17 protein-coding genes are annotated in these 15,884 nt (G+C 32.4%); 10 read left to right on the top strand and 7 right to left on the bottom strand.

The window, feature by feature from the left end:
* Window positions 1-477 precede the first annotated feature (477 nt).
* The 5 genes from FNJ88_RS09115 to FNJ88_RS09095 all read right to left on the bottom strand — a co-directional run bounded on the left by FNJ88_RS09115 (window position 478) and on the right by FNJ88_RS09095 (window position 6,765).
* A complete protein-coding gene (locus tag FNJ88_RS09115; protein WP_139351752.1) occupies window positions 478-1,140 on the bottom strand; it encodes a hypothetical protein in 663 nt (220 codons plus the stop codon).
* A gap of 61 nt (window positions 1,141-1,201) precedes the next feature.
* Window positions 1,202-4,225, bottom strand: coding sequence for an Eco57I restriction-modification methylase domain-containing protein (locus FNJ88_RS09110; RefSeq protein ID WP_228050545.1), 3,024 nt, complete (start codon window positions 4,223-4,225; stop codon window positions 1,202-1,204).
* 115 nt (window positions 4,226-4,340) lie between these two features.
* Window positions 4,341-5,609 (bottom strand): site-specific integrase, encoded by a 1,269-nt coding sequence (locus FNJ88_RS09105; protein WP_024564037.1) that lies wholly within the window; start codon window positions 5,607-5,609, stop codon window positions 4,341-4,343.
* Between the two features lie 14 nt (window positions 5,610-5,623).
* Window positions 5,624-6,313 (bottom strand): hypothetical protein, encoded by a 690-nt coding sequence (locus FNJ88_RS09100; protein WP_024564038.1) that lies wholly within the window; start codon window positions 6,311-6,313, stop codon window positions 5,624-5,626.
* 2 nt (window positions 6,314-6,315) lie between these two features.
* Complete coding sequence (locus FNJ88_RS09095) at window positions 6,316-6,765, bottom strand: hypothetical protein (RefSeq protein ID WP_133159943.1); 450 nt, start codon at window positions 6,763-6,765, stop codon at window positions 6,316-6,318.
* 134 nt (window positions 6,766-6,899) lie between these two features.
* Between FNJ88_RS09095 and FNJ88_RS09090 the strand changes: the two genes are divergently transcribed.
* From FNJ88_RS09090 to FNJ88_RS09045, 10 genes are all read left to right on the top strand, one after another.
* The gene (locus FNJ88_RS09090; protein WP_024564040.1) at window positions 6,900-7,184 is read left to right on the top strand and encodes a DUF3853 family protein; all 285 of its coding nucleotides are present in this window, start codon (window positions 6,900-6,902) and stop codon (window positions 7,182-7,184) included.
* Complete coding sequence (locus tag FNJ88_RS09085; protein WP_024564041.1) at window positions 7,184-7,435, top strand: DUF3853 family protein; 252 nt, start codon at window positions 7,184-7,186, stop codon at window positions 7,433-7,435. Before FNJ88_RS09090 ends, FNJ88_RS09085 begins: the two co-directional genes overlap by 1 nt.
* A gap of 2 nt (window positions 7,436-7,437) precedes the next feature.
* Window positions 7,438-8,148 carry a hypothetical protein gene (locus FNJ88_RS09080; protein WP_024564042.1) on the top strand — a complete coding sequence of 237 codons (711 nt, stop codon included), beginning with the start codon at window positions 7,438-7,440 and terminating at the stop codon, window positions 8,146-8,148.
* 51 nt (window positions 8,149-8,199) lie between these two features.
* Window positions 8,200-8,427 carry a hypothetical protein gene (locus FNJ88_RS09075; protein ID WP_024564043.1) on the top strand — a complete coding sequence of 76 codons (228 nt, stop codon included), beginning with the start codon at window positions 8,200-8,202 and terminating at the stop codon, window positions 8,425-8,427.
* A gap of 50 nt (window positions 8,428-8,477) precedes the next feature.
* Window positions 8,478-9,602 carry a hypothetical protein gene (locus tag FNJ88_RS09070; protein WP_024564044.1) on the top strand — a complete coding sequence of 375 codons (1,125 nt, stop codon included), beginning with the start codon at window positions 8,478-8,480 and terminating at the stop codon, window positions 9,600-9,602.
* A gap of 63 nt (window positions 9,603-9,665) precedes the next feature.
* The gene (locus tag FNJ88_RS09065) at window positions 9,666-9,902 is read left to right on the top strand and encodes a hypothetical protein (RefSeq protein WP_123903502.1); all 237 of its coding nucleotides are present in this window, start codon (window positions 9,666-9,668) and stop codon (window positions 9,900-9,902) included.
* A gap of 115 nt (window positions 9,903-10,017) precedes the next feature.
* A complete protein-coding gene (locus tag FNJ88_RS09060; protein ID WP_024564046.1) occupies window positions 10,018-10,857 on the top strand; it encodes a toprim domain-containing protein in 840 nt (279 codons plus the stop codon).
* A 534-nt stretch (window positions 10,858-11,391) separates the two neighbouring features.
* On the top strand, window positions 11,392-11,490 hold the full coding sequence (locus FNJ88_RS09055; RefSeq protein WP_228460372.1) for a single-stranded DNA-binding protein: 99 nt from the start codon (window positions 11,392-11,394) through the stop codon (window positions 11,488-11,490).
* 284 nt (window positions 11,491-11,774) lie between these two features.
* Complete coding sequence (locus tag FNJ88_RS09050; protein ID WP_024564048.1) at window positions 11,775-12,605, top strand: tyrosine-type recombinase/integrase; 831 nt, start codon at window positions 11,775-11,777, stop codon at window positions 12,603-12,605.
* Entirely contained in the window at window positions 12,602-13,768 is a 1,167-nt protein-coding gene (locus tag FNJ88_RS09045) for an IS91 family transposase (RefSeq protein WP_024564049.1), read from the top strand. Before FNJ88_RS09050 ends, FNJ88_RS09045 begins: the two co-directional genes overlap by 4 nt.
* Before the next feature lie 250 nt (window positions 13,769-14,018).
* Here FNJ88_RS09045 and FNJ88_RS09040 read toward each other — a convergent pair whose 3' ends face one another.
* Window positions 14,019-14,573 (bottom strand): hypothetical protein, encoded by a 555-nt coding sequence (locus tag FNJ88_RS09040; RefSeq protein WP_024566454.1) that lies wholly within the window; start codon window positions 14,571-14,573, stop codon window positions 14,019-14,021.
* Window positions 14,574-14,705: 132 nt separating this feature from the next.
* A complete protein-coding gene (locus tag FNJ88_RS09035) occupies window positions 14,706-15,845 on the bottom strand; it encodes a prolyl oligopeptidase family serine peptidase (RefSeq protein ID WP_069148669.1) in 1,140 nt (379 codons plus the stop codon).
* Between the last annotated feature and the right edge of the window lie 39 nt (window positions 15,846-15,884).

Here is a 15,884-nt window from a genome sequence, read left to right as displayed (position 1 = left end):
CTGGGTTGTAGATGTCGTAAAATTAGGAAAGTTGCTGAAAAGATTTGTTCAGCTTATCGAGAGAAATTAAATACTTTCCAATTTCTTGAATCACAAAATATTCTCATAGTAGATGTTATAATAAGGATTGAAAGTGACGGTCACGATTGTTCTATGTAACAATCTAAAAAAAGCCAATTGTAGTGAAATAGTGAATACGAAATGTAAAAGGCTGACTAATGTTATAGAAAACTGAAATTTAAGTATCACCTGCACATATAAAAAAAACTTCCGAAATAAATTTCGGAAGTTAAGTAGCCCGTAGGGGAATATTAATATACTTCAATAAAACACAATAAATATTCATTTCGTTGATTTTAAATAATTTACAAATATTTAAGAAACATTAAAGCGTTATAAACAATATTGAACATCCCTTGAATTTGTCCCTGATTTTTGAAGTAGGGACCAAAATCAATTCAGTTCAACCTTCTTAATTTAGTCATAATTATTTAGAACGATTTTGGAGTAATCGAACAATAAGTGAAAGACTGAAAACTTGTCTTTTGTTTCATTTGATTTTTGGTGTAGAGACCTGTAAGAACCTTCAAAGTTTGGTGCAAGAATCTCAGACTGCAAATCTTTAATAGTAGTCAAATTTTTATTAGATTTTAACTTTTTATTTATTATTGGAAAAATTGAAGAATGGGATATTTTGGGGTTTTCAATAAATCCGATTTGCCCTTCATAAGGTATTCGTCCTTTTACATAGCTTCTCTGTGAAAACTTTATAGTATCACCTATGTAAGCAATAGAATCTGTATTAGTTTTAATTCTTTTACATTCTATTGCAAAATAAGTCAACTTATCTTCTAAATCTAATTTCAAATAAGGATAATCAATTTTAATATCTATTTTATCGTCATGCATTAAACCATCCTTAGCATCATAATATGATTCAGCAGATTCCTTATTGATAAAATTCTCTATTGAATATTCATTAATGGGGCTGTCATTTAAAAGATTGATATTTTCCCTCATATAATCATCAACAAGTCCATTTCTTAAAAAATCTTCTTGCTTTATTTTCCCCCTTGTAGCATAATCATATTTCTTTCCATCCTTTAAAATAAGATGATAGCAGTCAATTACATATCTCATTATTTTCCTAACATGAGATTCTATAACCCGATTTCTATTCTTTTTAAAATTATCGGCGTTACTAATCATTGGCAGAAATGTTATTAAGACGTTTTAATTCTGCTTCTTGAATAGCCTGCTTAAATTCTGCAACATCATACCATGCCATTGCACGATGCCAACATTTATATTCATTTGGCTTTATAATATAAAAAGAATCACTTTCAAATCCTTTTATATCCTTTTGAATATATAGATTTTTTGATGGGTCGCTGGTATCTGTTATTCTTTCAATAGTCAAATTATTTGCCAGTTTCTCCAAAACATCTTTTTCATCAGTATTTTTAGGATATGATATTTTTTCTTTTGGCTTTTTGTCTGTAATAATGAAATTCATTGCAATGAAATGTCTCATTGTAAAAATCTCAACTTTTACAAACTCATCATAATATATTTCCTCAAATTCTTTTATGTAAACATCGGCATATTTCTCTAAAACTTGTTTTTGGTTACGGTGGTCAGAATCATTAAAATTAGTAACAAGATGCTGTTTGCTTTGTTGAAACTGATAACGAGAGACATTTAAAGCATAATCAATTAAATCCTTCTCGTAGTCTTTGACACCATAAGAGTCATTAATTATTTGATTATTTTTTTGGAGCAAAAAATGATTTACAGAAGGCTTTCCAAGATTAAATTTGTCATAAAAAGTGGCATAATATTCAATAATTGATTTAGCATTATTAACCAATTTTTCTAATACTGATTTATCAAAATCAAGCAATGGCATCCTTAGTAATTCTTCATCAAATCTTATAGCGGGTCTAGTTGCTACTCCCCAGGCACCAGAAATTAGAAAAAGAAAGTATTGACTTAAATCAGATTTAAGTAAAGAATATAATAATAATATAATATTTTCAGTTTTTGAAGAGATAGAAAACACCCCTTTTCTAAAAACAAAATCCTCACTTGAAAAAGAAATTAGTGGTTCTGATTCATTAAGAGCCTGTTCTTTAAATAAAACTTTATTGCCCAAAAAAATATTTTTATCTCTCCCCCTCGACAAATAAACGTCTTCTTTATTTAGAGATTTGTAATTTTTGGTATTAGTGTAGCCCTGTTCAATCTGAGAGTTTTCTAAAATTTTCATTCCAATTAATTCTGGAAAAAAATTCGGATCTTTCCCTCTTTCTATACCAGCCCCTTTATAGATAGTGTTATTATTGATAATTGACCCAATATTTTTTTGAGGTAATACTTTCAAGAAATTAAAATCCAAATAACTTCCATATAAGGCAACCTTAAACATCCAATCATTTTCTAAAAAATATTTCTGTGGTAACGCTTTTTGATCAAACCTTTCAATAACTAACATTTTGAAATATTTGATAAAACGATTAAATTTAACTGATTGATGATTAATTATATTCTTTTGGCAATCATTATCTTTTGATAGTCTAAAATAAACGATACTAGCAGGACTATTTTTCTTCTCAAAAATTAATCTTCTTACTGGGGATAAATCAAAAAACTTTTCTACACAAAATGTAGTTAAGAAATCCTTTTTAAATCCTTTAGTTTTTTGTGAAACATTATAGAAAATTGTACTAGTAACAATGAGTGCCGATTGTGTTTCATCACTCATAAAATCTTTAGCTCTCAAAAGAAATGACTGAGCAATTTCAAATCTGCCAACTGTTTTTTTATTGTCCTTTAACCATTTAACATGAACTACATCTTCTTTTTTGCTTTTCCATGGTGGATTCCCCAATATAAATTTTGGTGGATTATTTTTTATTACTTTATTAAAATCATGTGACTTATCAAAGAAATTAGCTTTGAAAAGATTAGTCCCTAAAAGATTAGGGAATGGATACTTATCAATGTCTTTTGGCTGTTGATAATCCAATAATGCTATATAAATTGAGAAACAAGTAACTTTTAGAGCCTCTTCATTTATATCAATTCCAAACAGATTATTTTTAGCAATTTCTCTAATTTTGTTACTAAATTCATTTTTATTTGAATCTCCATTAAGTTCAATTTCTTTTTCAATCATTCTTCTCAAAGATTGAACTAAGAATATTCCCGAGCCAACTGCAACCTCAAAAATTTTACATTCTGAAACATTATTTTGATTCAGATATTTATCAACAGTATCTGATAAAATATAATCAACTAAAAAAGACGGAGTATAAACTGCTGAATCTAAATCTTTAGTCTCATCATCAATCAAAGATTCATAAATACCCGATATTACTTCAACAGGAATAATTGAAAAATCAAAAATCTCAAAGAAAGAGCCTTCAAATAAAGAGCCTTGTTGCTCAAGCTCTCCTTTAAAAACATCAGCTAAATAATTTGCTTGAATTTGATTTAACTTTATATCTGTCTCTTTGAAAAGAACACCATTGAAATTATCATTAAGTCTTTCAAATAATTGATTGAGTTTTTCAGGTTCTGAAATTAAAAGAATAAAGTTTTTTCTTTTTTCATTAAGTGATTCGCCTGAAATATACGCCTCATCAATCTTGATACCTCTATCAATTAAATATCGAATAAAAATTAATCTTAGAATCAAAGAATTGGCAGATTTCTCATCAAGAAAATTTGATTTTGTTTTATCAGTTAAATAATTTCGTACATCTTTAATGTTTTGAAATAGTCTCTGATTAACCCGTGTTTGGTTTTCGTTTTTTTTAGACAAGTATTCATCTTGAAACCAAGCCCAAGTTTCCCCCGACTGCAAACTCCAAAAAGAAAATTTCTCGTCTCTTTCTTCATCAGATATTTCAACCTCTTGGAGATAACCGCCTCTACCATCTTTATTTTTGATATAATTTAAAGCATTATAGATAGAAATATCTTTGTCTTTTAATATAAAAACGATTGGGGAATTATCAAAAGACCAAACTTTTTTATGTATCTCAGATTCTTTATTTAAATCATCAGAATTGGTTAAATCAAAAAACAGTAATAAAGGTTGGTTATTGAATACATAGACTGCATCGGGAGAAATTCTTTTAATTTTATTTAGGATATCCGGATGAAAATCAAAATCATAAGAGCCATCCTGTTCATTTTTATAAAAAACAGTATTTTCCAAGTTTAACTTAATCAGAAGTTTATGTAGTTCAGAATTTTTCACCTTATTGCAAAGTTACAATAAAATATAATTCTTGCCGATTAAAAAACATTACCAAATCCCCTGGTCCCAATATTTAAATTATTAAATCAAATTTCTCCATTGCGGTTGCTTTTATTTCATCAGCAATATCTATATAGGGTTTCATGGCGCTGTAATCACTATGTCCAGTCCACTTCATTACTACTTGCGGAGGAATCCCAAGTGATAATGCATTGCAAATAAATGTTCTTCTACCGCAGTGAGTTCCAAGTAAAGAATATTTCGGTAACACTTCGTCAATTCTTTTTTTTCCCATATAATAAGTCTGCGTAATAGGTTCATCAATTTCTACTAACTCTGCCAACTCCTTTAGGTAGTCATTCATTTTTTGATTGCTAATAACGGGTAAAGCTCTATTTTGCACAAAATCTTCATCTTTGTATTTTAACAAAATTTCACGACTATGCGCATTAAGGTCGATTGTGAGATTATCAGATGTTTTTATAGAATTTATTTCAATGTGTTTTTCTTTGACGTCCGATTTCCGTAAATTAAAAACATCAGAATATCGCAGACCGGTAAAGCATTGAAATAAGAAAACGTCCCGAATTTTTTCAAGATGTTTTTTGTTTTCGGGAATTACATATTCACGAAATCTCTTCAATTCATCCTGTGAAAGAAAAATAACTTTTTTCGGAATGTTCTTTAGTTTTGGTTGAAATAGTTCGAAATAGGAATTTGTTTGATATCCTTTTCTTTTTGCCCATTTTAAAAACCACTTTAAAGACTTAAACTCTTTCAGAATAGTAGAGTTTTTATGATTTTTTGATTCCAAAAAATGTTGGAACTTGTTATAGCCCTCCTCATCCAAGTTGTCAAATTTTAAATTGGGATTAAATTCTGTTAACTTGTTTTTTAGCGTATTCATCTTCATCAAGGTTTTATCTTTCCAATATGAGTTTCTTGATTCTTCTTGAGTAAATAGGTCAAAAACATCAAAAAAAGACTTTTCTTCTACAATTTCAGTTTTCGAAGTTCTCCCAACTTCGCAATTAAAAGATTCACGGAATTGTTTTGAGCATGGAGACATTACATCAACTTCAAATTTTTGAAAAGTTCTTTGACAAGCCGATTCAAATTCTTGAATTTTCCTGTTGATAATGCTTGCGAAAATTTTCTTATCGCCGTGAGTTGTATTGGCCTTACAGCGTTGTGTTTCCTTGCTCCATTTTTGTATTTCTACTCTATATCCCAAATTGAAAGCCACAATATTGCCATCCCACTTAATGCGATATCGCAGTTTTGCAGTAGGATTGTCTTTTTCCCTGTCAAGAAGAAATTGAGCGTGATACTTTATATTCATATTAGAAAAATTGATTATCGATTTTCAATAGAACCCAATTTAAAGTCCCGTATTGACACTCCTTCTGCTTTTATAAAGTCATCTAAAGAGTATTTTAAAGTCTTTATCAGTTGGTTGTCAGCATAAATATTTATTGTTTTGGACAAGGTTGGTAAAGTTGTTTGTTCTGAACTGTTTTTATGTGTGTAGATTTTTAAAGAAAAATATAAAACAGGTTCGCGGGTTTCAAAAGATTCAATGGGCTTTAATGAGTTTGCTAATATTCCTGTTTCATTTCTATTACTTGTAAGCTCCTGGGAAATCTTCATTAAGTCAGTGAAAGATGTATAATTAAACCCTCCTGCTTCATCTTTCCAATTGTTCGTTCCCATTGTATTTGTAACAACTGAAATATCCTTATCTCTCGTATCAACAATCTGTTCTAAATTTCCATTATTCACTTTTACAATACGAAGCCATATATTTTGATTGTATTTCTCAATGTCCCCTTCGTTTATTATCTCAATTTTCAACTTTTTTTGAATTTTTATTAAATCTGCTTTTTCATCTTCTAATTTCTTATTTTCTTTTTCCTGATATTTTGAAAAAACCTTTTGTGCGATTTCTGCATCTCTACTTTTCCAATTATTCAAAGCATTTTTCTTCTGCTGAGCAATCACGATTCCCCCAAATAAAATAGCACTAATTATCAAAATCCTTTTCATAGTTATTTTTTTAAAATTTCAAGAAGTATAGTAACCTGTCTCATGCTATCCGATAGTTGCTCTTGACTGGTTTTCAATCTTTCTGTTAGTTCTTTTTGTATTTCTTGATAGCCTTTTTGAAGTTCTATCATATTAGAAAACTCGCTATGCGAAATAGTAACATTTCCACTAATATTTCCATTAATGTTGCTGTTTACATTATTTCCTGAGCCATTATTATTAATGTTTTGGTTGTTGGTTTTTAGCATTTCACCTGATTCCGAAATAAACCACTCTGGATTCAAATCGGTATAAGTGTATAGTATTTTTTCAATAGTATCTGAGTTGAGTCCCGAGTTGTTTTTTATAGCTCTGCCAATTAAACCAACAGACAAACCAGCTTCAACAGTGATTTTATTGGGGTTTAACCCTTTGTAGGTCATGTAACTTTGCAATCTTTCAGTTATAGTCATCTTTAATTTTTTTTTTGTTTTTGAGATTAAAATATAGATATATTTCAATATTTATTTTATATTTGCAATACAAATATAGTAAAATATATACAAATAAGTATTTTTTTAGAACAAATTACAATAAAAATTTCAAAATGGAAGATTATAATAGACCAATTTGGCAATTGACCATAGGTGAATTTGTGGAAATTTTAGATGCCAGAAAACAAGAATCATCAGAAAACCCCACACAAGAAAAGGTATTTAATGAAAAGTATGTTTACGGTCTTTCTGGATTAGCAAGAATATTGGGATGCTCTAAAAATCATGCAGGAAAATTGAAAAGTAAGGGAATTTTTGATGAAGCCATCATTCAAAATGGGAGAAAAATTATCATTGATTCGGAAAAAGCATTAGAACTTTTTAAAGATAACAGCTGATGGAAAACATAACCCCACAAACACCTCTTTGCAATCTGACCGTAAAAGAATTTTTAGAGATATCTAAAAATTTAAATTCTGAAAATATGTATGAATACGGTTTAAAAGGTTTGGCAAAAATTCTGGGCTGTTCCATTTCAAAAGCATCCAAGATTAAATCTTCAGGAATTTTGGATGAAGCCATCATTCAGAAAGGAAACATCATCATCATCGACAAGAAAAAGGCTATAGAACTTTTTGCAAGCAGTTAGAAATGTATTACTTGGAACTTATCGACCGATTTTGGGACTTCAATCACAAGGCAAGACTTGGCTCTTCGGCAATTTCGCTCTATCTGTACCTTTTGAAATTAGGAAAGGACAACGATAGTTATAAGGTCGTTATTTCCGATGTTGCACTCGGTAATGCATTGGGAATAACTAGAAAAACCGTAAAACCGACCAAAGATAAACTTCGCGAGTTGGGTCTTGTTGAATTTGAGTCCAAAAGTGGATTTCCTTGTAATTACAGAATTCTGTTAAATTACTTATCTGATATTCCCATACTGGAGAAAATAGAGAAGGAAAAAATCGAAAAAGTACCAAGTTTGGAAATTGTTGAAAAACATGAAACTTTAAAGAGAAGCGATTCGTCCAAGGAAGTTGTTCCCAAAATCAGTAAATCTAGTGATAAAGTTTCCATTACTGATACTTCCAAAAGCAGCAAGTCAAAAATTATTCCCGAATTGGAAGAATTTATTCAGTTTGCAACAACTTTAGAGGATTATCAGCCTCTTTTGGACTCTGTAATTGAAGAAAAATATCATTCGTGGTTAGAAAACGACTGGCGGAATAGTTCTGGAAGACCCATTTCCAACTGGAAATCCTCATTAAAAAGTATCCTGCCCTATTTGAAGAATAGTCAAAATGATGATACAGTTTCCGTCGATTCCATTCCAAATATCAAACGACCGAAAACATCATGAAATCAATAAAAAGTCGATTTCATTTCTAACAAATCGTAAAAACTTAAAACAATGAAAATATCTGACTTAAAACCTGGTCAAAAAGTAACCATCAATAAAATATCTTACGAATATCTGGGTATCCAGAAAGTGAGGATCCCCAATATAGGAGAAGCCGAAAAAAGGGTGTTCAAAGCAACTGGTGTTGATTCCTACAAACACTACAATCTCATTGATGGAGACAAAACACTGAAAAGTGAGAAAATAAAACTAGTAAAGAAAACTGTTCGAACCAAATAATTACCATCTGAAATCAGGAAATAAGAAATCAGGAACATTAAGAATAGAAAATGTCTTTATCTGAAAAAGATTTGCGCCATGTCCGAAAGAAGTTTGAGGACAAGGGAGAAAAAGTTCCCGACAAGATTCGGCTGGGAAACCATTTCGTGGACGACTTTATTTTTGATGACCAACAAGCGGCGGACATCCCAATCAATGCGCTTCGAGTCATTTTCAATATCGTTGCAATTATCGGCAATGAACAGTTTCGTCCCGAAGACCGTCCGAAGCAACTTTCCCTATTTGATGAAGAATTTGAAACAGAAAATAACATTTTCGCCTCCATCAAAATCCGGAACAGTAAAATTTCTCCGAGTGGTTCCACAAAGCAGGTTGTGGATGCCTATGAGTTTCTCGCCAAATTTAAGATGGGATGGTACAAATCGCTTAATTCAAAAGGGAAAGAAATCAAAACATTTGGCGGACTTATTTCTACGCCAACCTATGACCAAAGAGGTTTTACCACATTTCTAATTAGCAGTTACTGGCTGAAAAAATTATTGGTTATTCCCGAATATAATTATGTACTCTATCATCTGGTGTATAATATCAGAAACAACAAACACATTATTTTCTCCATCTGGCTTTCAAAAATTCCCGAATCGGGAACAATGCTGAAGCTGGGTAATTTCAATAAAAAGTTTGGGTTAAATTATAAAAATACCAAAGATTTCTGCTTCAAATTTCTAAAGCCCATCAAAATCAATCTCGACAGATACAATAGTTTTTCTTTCCAATACAGGTATGAAAAGGATTCCATATTTATTGTTCCTATCTTAACCAAAGGATTTTCTCATCCATTTGAAGAAGCAAAAAAACTTATAGAATCAAACCAAGAGAATTTTAACCAAAGTCATAAAATTAACCGAAGATTGCTCTATTTCAAAAAACGATATAGATTAGACGAAGCCGAAACAGTCCAGTTTTTCCATCAATACGAAAATATACCGCAGACAAGGGAACTGATTGAAAGAGCCTTCAAGGAATTTATTAGGAACTGCAGAATGAGAAAGATAGCATCGACCGACTTTAAAGGTCAAAAATTTCTTATTGAAATTCAGGCACACATCAAGCATTTGTATAGAAATACAAAAATGGGAGAAATATTCCCTAATGGCTATCCGATGATTGTCTGATTTCGGAATTGCACTCACCACCAATTCGGAATTGCACTCACTAAAGTTAAAGAAATGTTAAAAATGAACAAAATAACAGCATCGAATTCGGAATTGCACTCACCCGAAGATTTAGAAAACACAAAAATTGTGGATAACCTAGCTGTTTTGTGGATAACTACGGTTATCAGAATAAATGGAAAAATCGATTCGGAATTGCACTCACCCCAAAACAGGCTTTATTTCGGAATTGCACTCACCCAAATTTCGGAATTGAACTCACTAGTTTTCGGAATTGAACTCACCGAAAAACACCATTAAATCCTTTGTGGCAAAAGAAGAATGCCGTTTGCTAAAAGTAATATAAAAATAAATTAAAAGTCTTTTTTATTTAAAAGGGAAATGTGGATAAGTAATTTGCATTAAAAGAAAAAAAATGAATTGCGAAAAAGTCAAGCAAAACGTCGGAATTCGGGCGGTTTTGGAGTCGTTCGGGCTGTTTCCGGTCAAAGAAAATCCGAAAACTGCGTTTTATTTTGCGTTGGACCGGGAGGAAAAAATTCCAAGTCTGGCGGTCGATTTTGTCAAAAACAAGGCGTTCGATTTTGGAAATGGAAAAAGTTACGATGTGATTTCAATTGTCCAACAGATAAAGAAATGTTCCGTTTCAGAAGCATTGAAATGCCTTTCAACATTGGATTTTAGAGTTCAAAATGAAATAAAATATCACGAAACTACTGGTCAAACATGCAATCAGATTTTAGAAATCAAAGAAATCCAGCATCCTGCATTAATTCAGTATCTGAAGTCCCGAAGAGTTTTTGAGCAAAAGCATAGGGTTAAGGAAATTCACTACGAATTGAAAGGAAGAAAATATTTCGGAATTGGATTTCAGAATAAGTCCGGAGGTTTTGAGATTCGCAATCCACAGTCAAAAATATGTTTGGGAAAAAAGGATGTGACGTTGATTGTTAATGATAACAATCTCAAGAACGAGATTCTCATATTTGAGGGCTTTTTCGATTATCTGACCTACCGAAATTTAGACAAATCAGATAATTCAAACTGTGATTACTTGACTTTAAATTCAACTGCAATGTTTTTCAAGGTGGAAGAAAAACTGAAACAATATGAGAAAATTTCACTTTTTCTAGACAATGATAAGAATGGGAAATCGGTTAAATTAAAAATTAAAAGTCAATACAAAAATGTAGAGGATTGCTCTTTAATTTATCATAATTTTAAGGACTTGAACGAGTGGTTTTGTAATATTTGATCAGTTTAAATCATTGGAGAAACCATTTTCCAATGAATTTCCTTTAGTTTTCCATTAACAACCACGTCCATTGATTAAGTTTCCCAACTGCGGTTGGGCTTTTACGTTTGCAAATGTAGGACGGCACCACCCACACAAAAAAATCTTTTTGGGTTTCTAAAAAAATTCTTTCCACAAGCTCCAACAATTTTTCCAGACACTCCTAAATCCTTCGGACAAAAAGATTTCAAGCCCGATTCGGAATTTTCTGCCTTTATCCAGCGGAACCGAATCGGGTTTTGTATGGATGGTGCCGTCCTATGTTCATGGGCAAAGAAAAAGCCGGAACCTCAGTTGTACGAATCAAATCAACCATAGACGTTCTTTGAAATCAACGGAAAAACAATAAAAATCCAGCAAAAAATACTGTTTTCTAACTTAATATAAAAAAAGAAAAATGCCGAGTGTCCTCGATACCAAATCAATTCACTCCCAACATTTGACCTTTGACAAAACAAAAATTAACAAAATATTAACATTTTAAAATTTAAGATTATGAACACAATCGTAGGTAGAATTACCAAAAATGCAGAAATCAACACCTTGAAAAACGATAAACAGGTCGTAAACTTTTCGGTAGCACCCAATGACTAAATTACTAAAAAAAGTGGAATTGAAAAGCATATGCGGCTAAATATTTAGGCTTTTCAATTCAAGACTTCATCCCGCATTTTGCCAATACAATGTTGAACTAAACCTTCGGTAGCTTTCTCAGCGCTATATTTAGTTACTTTGTAAAACTAATTAAAAATCAGTAAAATGGCAACAAAAAAAAGAGTGTAGAAGAGCTTAGAGAAAACAAGATCATCAATCAGGCAAAGCGCGAAGTTCCGGGATTTGCGGAGCTTTTGCATAGGTTTGAACGTACGGTTTCTGTATTGGGAAGAAGCCAAAGTACCTTTCAAAATTACTCCAGACACGTCGCTGCGGTGTCGCTACATTTCGGAAAAATTCCTACAGAATTGGATCCCGAGCAAATTCACGATTACCTTTTTTACCTTCAGAAAAAATCAAAATCACCTTCACAGTCGTATTTTAAACACACCGTTTACGGACTTCGATTTCTGCTTAAATCGGAAGGTTTGAGCTATGATTATTTGAGTCTTCCGGAAATTAAAAGAGAGAAAAAACTGCCTGTAGTGCTTAGTAAACAGGAGGTTTGGCAGATGTTGTCCGGCTGTAAACTTTTAAAACATAAAATTTTGATCGGCATTCTTTACGGCTGCGGATTGCGCTGTATGGAAGTTCGAAATCTCCGTTTGTGCGACTTAGATTTTGGTCGAAAACAACTCAAAGTGGTTCAGGGAAAAGGCAAAAAAGACCGCTATTTACCACTTTCCGAACATCTGATTCGTGGGCTCAAAAAGTATATCGAAGCGGAAAAACCGGAAGATTATCTCTTTGGAGAACCTCGTGGAGGGCGTGCTGGTGGCGATTTCGATTCCCGTTACTCCCAGCGCGGCGTTCAGTGGGCGGTAAAGCAGGCATCAAAAACGGCAAATATCCTGAAAGAAGTGAGTGTCCATACGCTTCGGCACAGTTTTGCGACGCATCTTCTGGAAGATGGGATGGATATTTTGAGCATCAAAAATCTTCTCGGTCACGAAAGTATCGATACCACGCTGGTTTATCTTCAAATTGCCCAGCTTTCAACCCAAAAACTCTTTTCACCGCTCGATACCCTTTTTTCAGAATTTGGGAAAAAATGAGCGGTTTAAAAACCTCAAAAAAACAGTCAGTTCAACCTCAATCTCAACCTCAATACGAAGTCGCCGATGTTTTAAACAAATTAGGTTCAAAATTGGAAGATTTAGGACTTAATTCTTGGCAATTACGAACACTTTCAGCGTTGAAAAAATGCCGTACCTCTGCTTTGGGTGGTCATATTGACGCTTGTGATGAATGTGGAAATGTAAGCATCAGTTACAACTCCTGCCGAAACCGTCATTGCCCAAAATGTCAGAGCAAAAACCGAGAGCAATGGATTGAAAATCGGGAAACCGAACTGCTTCCGGTACCTTATTTCCACGTGGTTTTTACGCTTCCTGATGTATTGAACAAAACCGCGCTTCACGAGCCCAAAATGTTGTACGATTTTTTATTTGAATCTGCCTGGGAAACGCTTCAAACGTTTGGTGAAAATCGAGGTTTAAAAATGGGAATGATTGCTGTTTTGCACACTTGGGGGCAGAATCTGAGCCTTCATCCGCATTTGCACTGCATTGTTCCGGGCGGTGGAGTGGATGAAAGCGGAGCTTGGAAAAATCTACGTTCAGACGGCAAATTTTTGTTTCCGGTAAAGGCTTTGAGTAAAGTTTTCAGGGCTAAATTTTGTGAGAAATTAAAAGATAAAAACTTTGAAGAGTATACCAAAATCAGGCAAAATCTGTGGGAAAAGTCTTGGGTTGTTTACGCCAAAAAGCCTTTTGGAAGCCCAAAATCTGTGGTAGAATATTTGGGCAGATACACGCATAAAATCGCCATCAGCAACCAGAGAATCAGGAAAATTGACGCGGAAACGGTAACTTTTTCTTACAAAGATTACCGCCAAAAAGGCATCAAAAAGCAGATGGTTTTGAGCCATGAAGAGTTTATCCGCCGTTTTGTGATGCATATTTTACCGAAAAGATTTGTAAAAATCCGTCATTATGGTTTTTTGAGCAGCACCTGGAAGCGTATCAAACTTAAAAATCTACAACAAAATTTAGGCATCCAGCCCAAAGAAAAGCTTCCGCCAAAAGCTTTTCAGCCGAAATGTACGTGTTGTAAAGATGGAAATCTTGTGACGATTGCCACGTTCGATCTACGAGGTCCGCCAAGTTGGTTTTTGGAGATGAGCCGAAATTTACCTGCTCCTAAATCTGCATTTTAGCGGATTTGGGTAAGGGAAATGTTAACCTAACGTGAAGGAAAGCACGATAAAACCAAGAAAAACTCGCCAAAATCACCCACAAAAAAAGAGACTCTTCTCAAAGTCTCTTGTATCTCTAAAAATCTTTTGTCGATAAACCCATAGTGTGGGAAAATACCCAACCAAAAGCTGCCGAAGGTTCCGTTCAACAGGGTTTTCATTGTTCGTGCTGCGCACGCAACGAAAACTTAGCTATTATCTGCCGTATTTTTCATTTCTTTTTAATACATACTTGTGAAATTCCTGTCCAGTAGCAAGTTCCAGAACCAAGTTTTTTGAACTGTTGCGAATGTAATTTTTTAAGATTTAATTGTTTGTCAATAATTGTGGCTAAAAATTGAGCCTTTCTTCGACATTCATTTGGTTCAATTGTTTTTGATTCACTTTCTGGATAGACTTCATCAAAACCCTTGTTAAGAATGATTTTATTTTCTGTCACTGTAAAATTTAGTATATCGCCATCTAGATAAAAGTCACCACAATTAATTTTGTCATCCTCATTTTTCAATTGTAATATTCCATTATTCTTAAGGTCATTTATAATTATTTTCGCAATATTCTTATTTATTCTCTTTGTTTTGGTTATGTCCCTTTTACTTTTTTGTTTATGAAATTTTGAATTGATAGTTCCAGAAAATTTTTTATTATTTTTTTCTCTTAATATTACATTTTGCTCTCTTCCACAAAATGATATTTCATAAATCCTATTTTGTGAACTTACAGTGTTAAATAAAAATATCAGAATTACTACAGCGAATCTCTTCATAATATGGCAGATAACGGTTACGTATTGGCGATGGTGCGGCTTTAACGCGGACTTTTTCTTATTATAAAATAATCTGCGGAATATCAAAAATAATTAAAATTGCGATTCCTCCGCGCTATTGCCAATACGATGTTATCTGGCGTTTTTATTTTCAATTAATTCTTTCAGCAAGTTTTCTAGAACTTCATTTCCGTTTTGTTGATAGATAATTCCGTGGTCACCATTTGCTATAGATTCAAAATGCCAATTCCTTGACTTGTTTGTGTTATATATTTTTTCTACATCATCAAACTTAAAAACAGAATCATCTTTTGTATGGATTTCATAAAAAGGTTTATCGAAATTGAAATTAATATTTCCAATCTCTAATTTAGGATTAGCAGAAATCGCATAAAAACCTGTAAAAATACTTGGTCTTTGAGAAGCAAACCAAAAAGTTGCTGTGCCACCATTTGACATTCCTCCCAAATAAATATTTTTTTTATCTATATTATAAGTAGATTTAACTTGAGTCAGAATTTTATAGATGTTCTGAAAAGCCTTTTTTTGATTCATCCAGCCAAAATCTTTCTTACCAAATGGATAAATAATTATGGAATTAAAATGGTCTGCAACTTTAAAAATTGGTTCTTGCGTTATTTCAGGTTTATCAAAATTGAAATTTTCTGTCGAATTAATTCCTCCGTGTAGATATATTATCGCTTTTGTAGGTTTATTAGCGTTGTAATTTTTGGGAACAAAGACTAAATATGGAACATTGATATTTTCCGCGCTTGAATAATATAATGCAAAGCCAGAATTGGCGGTATTAAATTTTGATCTTTTTTTTTGAATAGCATTCTTTGTTATAGTGGAAACCCATTTTTTAGATTTTGCTTCTTCAATTAATTTTTTATCTGCAAATTTATTTTGCATAGTGTTGATAATTGAAGCCCATTTTTCTGTGCTTTTTAATTCCTTGAAATTTTTATCTTTTTTAATAAAATCTATTTCTCCATCTTTTAATCCTAAACCTTTTTCAGCAGCAACATTAAGCCAGTTTAAAGCATCTTCGTCTTTTTTACAATTGACAGCAGAAAGAGAAGCATAGTAATAGTCGTATATGGTACCTTGATTACTATCTATTAATAGAGGTTTAAATATTTCATAAGCGTTACAAAAATCTTTTTTGCTTACAAATTCTTCTGCTTTCGCTATTTGTTGTTCATAATTTTGAGCAAAAGAGAAACTAATAAGTAAAGTTGCTAAAATTGTAAAAATTGTTCTTTTCATACTTTTTTTTAAAATGACAGATAACGTGCCGCGTATTGG

It is taken from the genome of Chryseobacterium sp. SNU WT5 (genome assembly GCF_007362475.1).
Classification (GTDB): domain Bacteria; phylum Bacteroidota; class Bacteroidia; order Flavobacteriales; family Weeksellaceae; genus Kaistella.
The sequence above is the reverse complement of the archived record's forward strand: the minus strand, read 5'-3'. Positions and strand labels throughout refer to the sequence as shown.

What these genes read in the sequence shown, in the direction of transcription:
- FNJ88_RS09035 (WP_069148669.1), bottom strand. Translation starts at nt 15,845, where the DNA reads ATGAAAAGAACAATTTTTACAATTTTAGCAACTTTACTTATTAGTTTC.
- FNJ88_RS09045 (WP_024564049.1), top strand. Translation starts at nt 12,602, where the DNA reads ATGAGCGGTTTAAAAACCTCAAAAAAACAGTCAGTTCAACCTCAATCT.
- FNJ88_RS09065 (WP_123903502.1), top strand. Translation starts at nt 9,666, where the DNA reads ATGAACAAAATAACAGCATCGAATTCGGAATTGCACTCACCCGAAGAT.
- FNJ88_RS09095 (WP_133159943.1), bottom strand. Translation starts at nt 6,765, where the DNA reads ATGACTATAACTGAAAGATTGCAAAGTTACATGACCTACAAAGGGTTA.
- FNJ88_RS09085 (WP_024564041.1), top strand. Translation starts at nt 7,184, where the DNA reads ATGGAAAACATAACCCCACAAACACCTCTTTGCAATCTGACCGTAAAA.
- FNJ88_RS09060 (WP_024564046.1), top strand. Translation starts at nt 10,018, where the DNA reads ATGAATTGCGAAAAAGTCAAGCAAAACGTCGGAATTCGGGCGGTTTTG.
- FNJ88_RS09115 (WP_139351752.1), bottom strand. Translation starts at nt 1,140, where the DNA reads ATGAGATATGTAATTGACTGCTATCATCTTATTTTAAAGGATGGAAAG.
- FNJ88_RS09105 (WP_024564037.1), bottom strand. Translation starts at nt 5,609, where the DNA reads ATGAATATAAAGTATCACGCTCAATTTCTTCTTGACAGGGAAAAAGAC.
- FNJ88_RS09075 (WP_024564043.1), top strand. Translation starts at nt 8,200, where the DNA reads ATGAAAATATCTGACTTAAAACCTGGTCAAAAAGTAACCATCAATAAA.
- FNJ88_RS09070 (WP_024564044.1), top strand. Translation starts at nt 8,478, where the DNA reads ATGTCTTTATCTGAAAAAGATTTGCGCCATGTCCGAAAGAAGTTTGAG.
- FNJ88_RS09090 (WP_024564040.1), top strand. Translation starts at nt 6,900, where the DNA reads ATGGAAGATTATAATAGACCAATTTGGCAATTGACCATAGGTGAATTT.
- FNJ88_RS09055 (WP_228460372.1), top strand. Translation starts at nt 11,392, where the DNA reads ATGAACACAATCGTAGGTAGAATTACCAAAAATGCAGAAATCAACACC.
- FNJ88_RS09040 (WP_024566454.1), bottom strand. Translation starts at nt 14,573, where the DNA reads ATGAAGAGATTCGCTGTAGTAATTCTGATATTTTTATTTAACACTGTA.
- FNJ88_RS09080 (WP_024564042.1), top strand. Translation starts at nt 7,438, where the DNA reads ATGTATTACTTGGAACTTATCGACCGATTTTGGGACTTCAATCACAAG.
- FNJ88_RS09100 (WP_024564038.1), bottom strand. Translation starts at nt 6,313, where the DNA reads ATGAAAAGGATTTTGATAATTAGTGCTATTTTATTTGGGGGAATCGTG.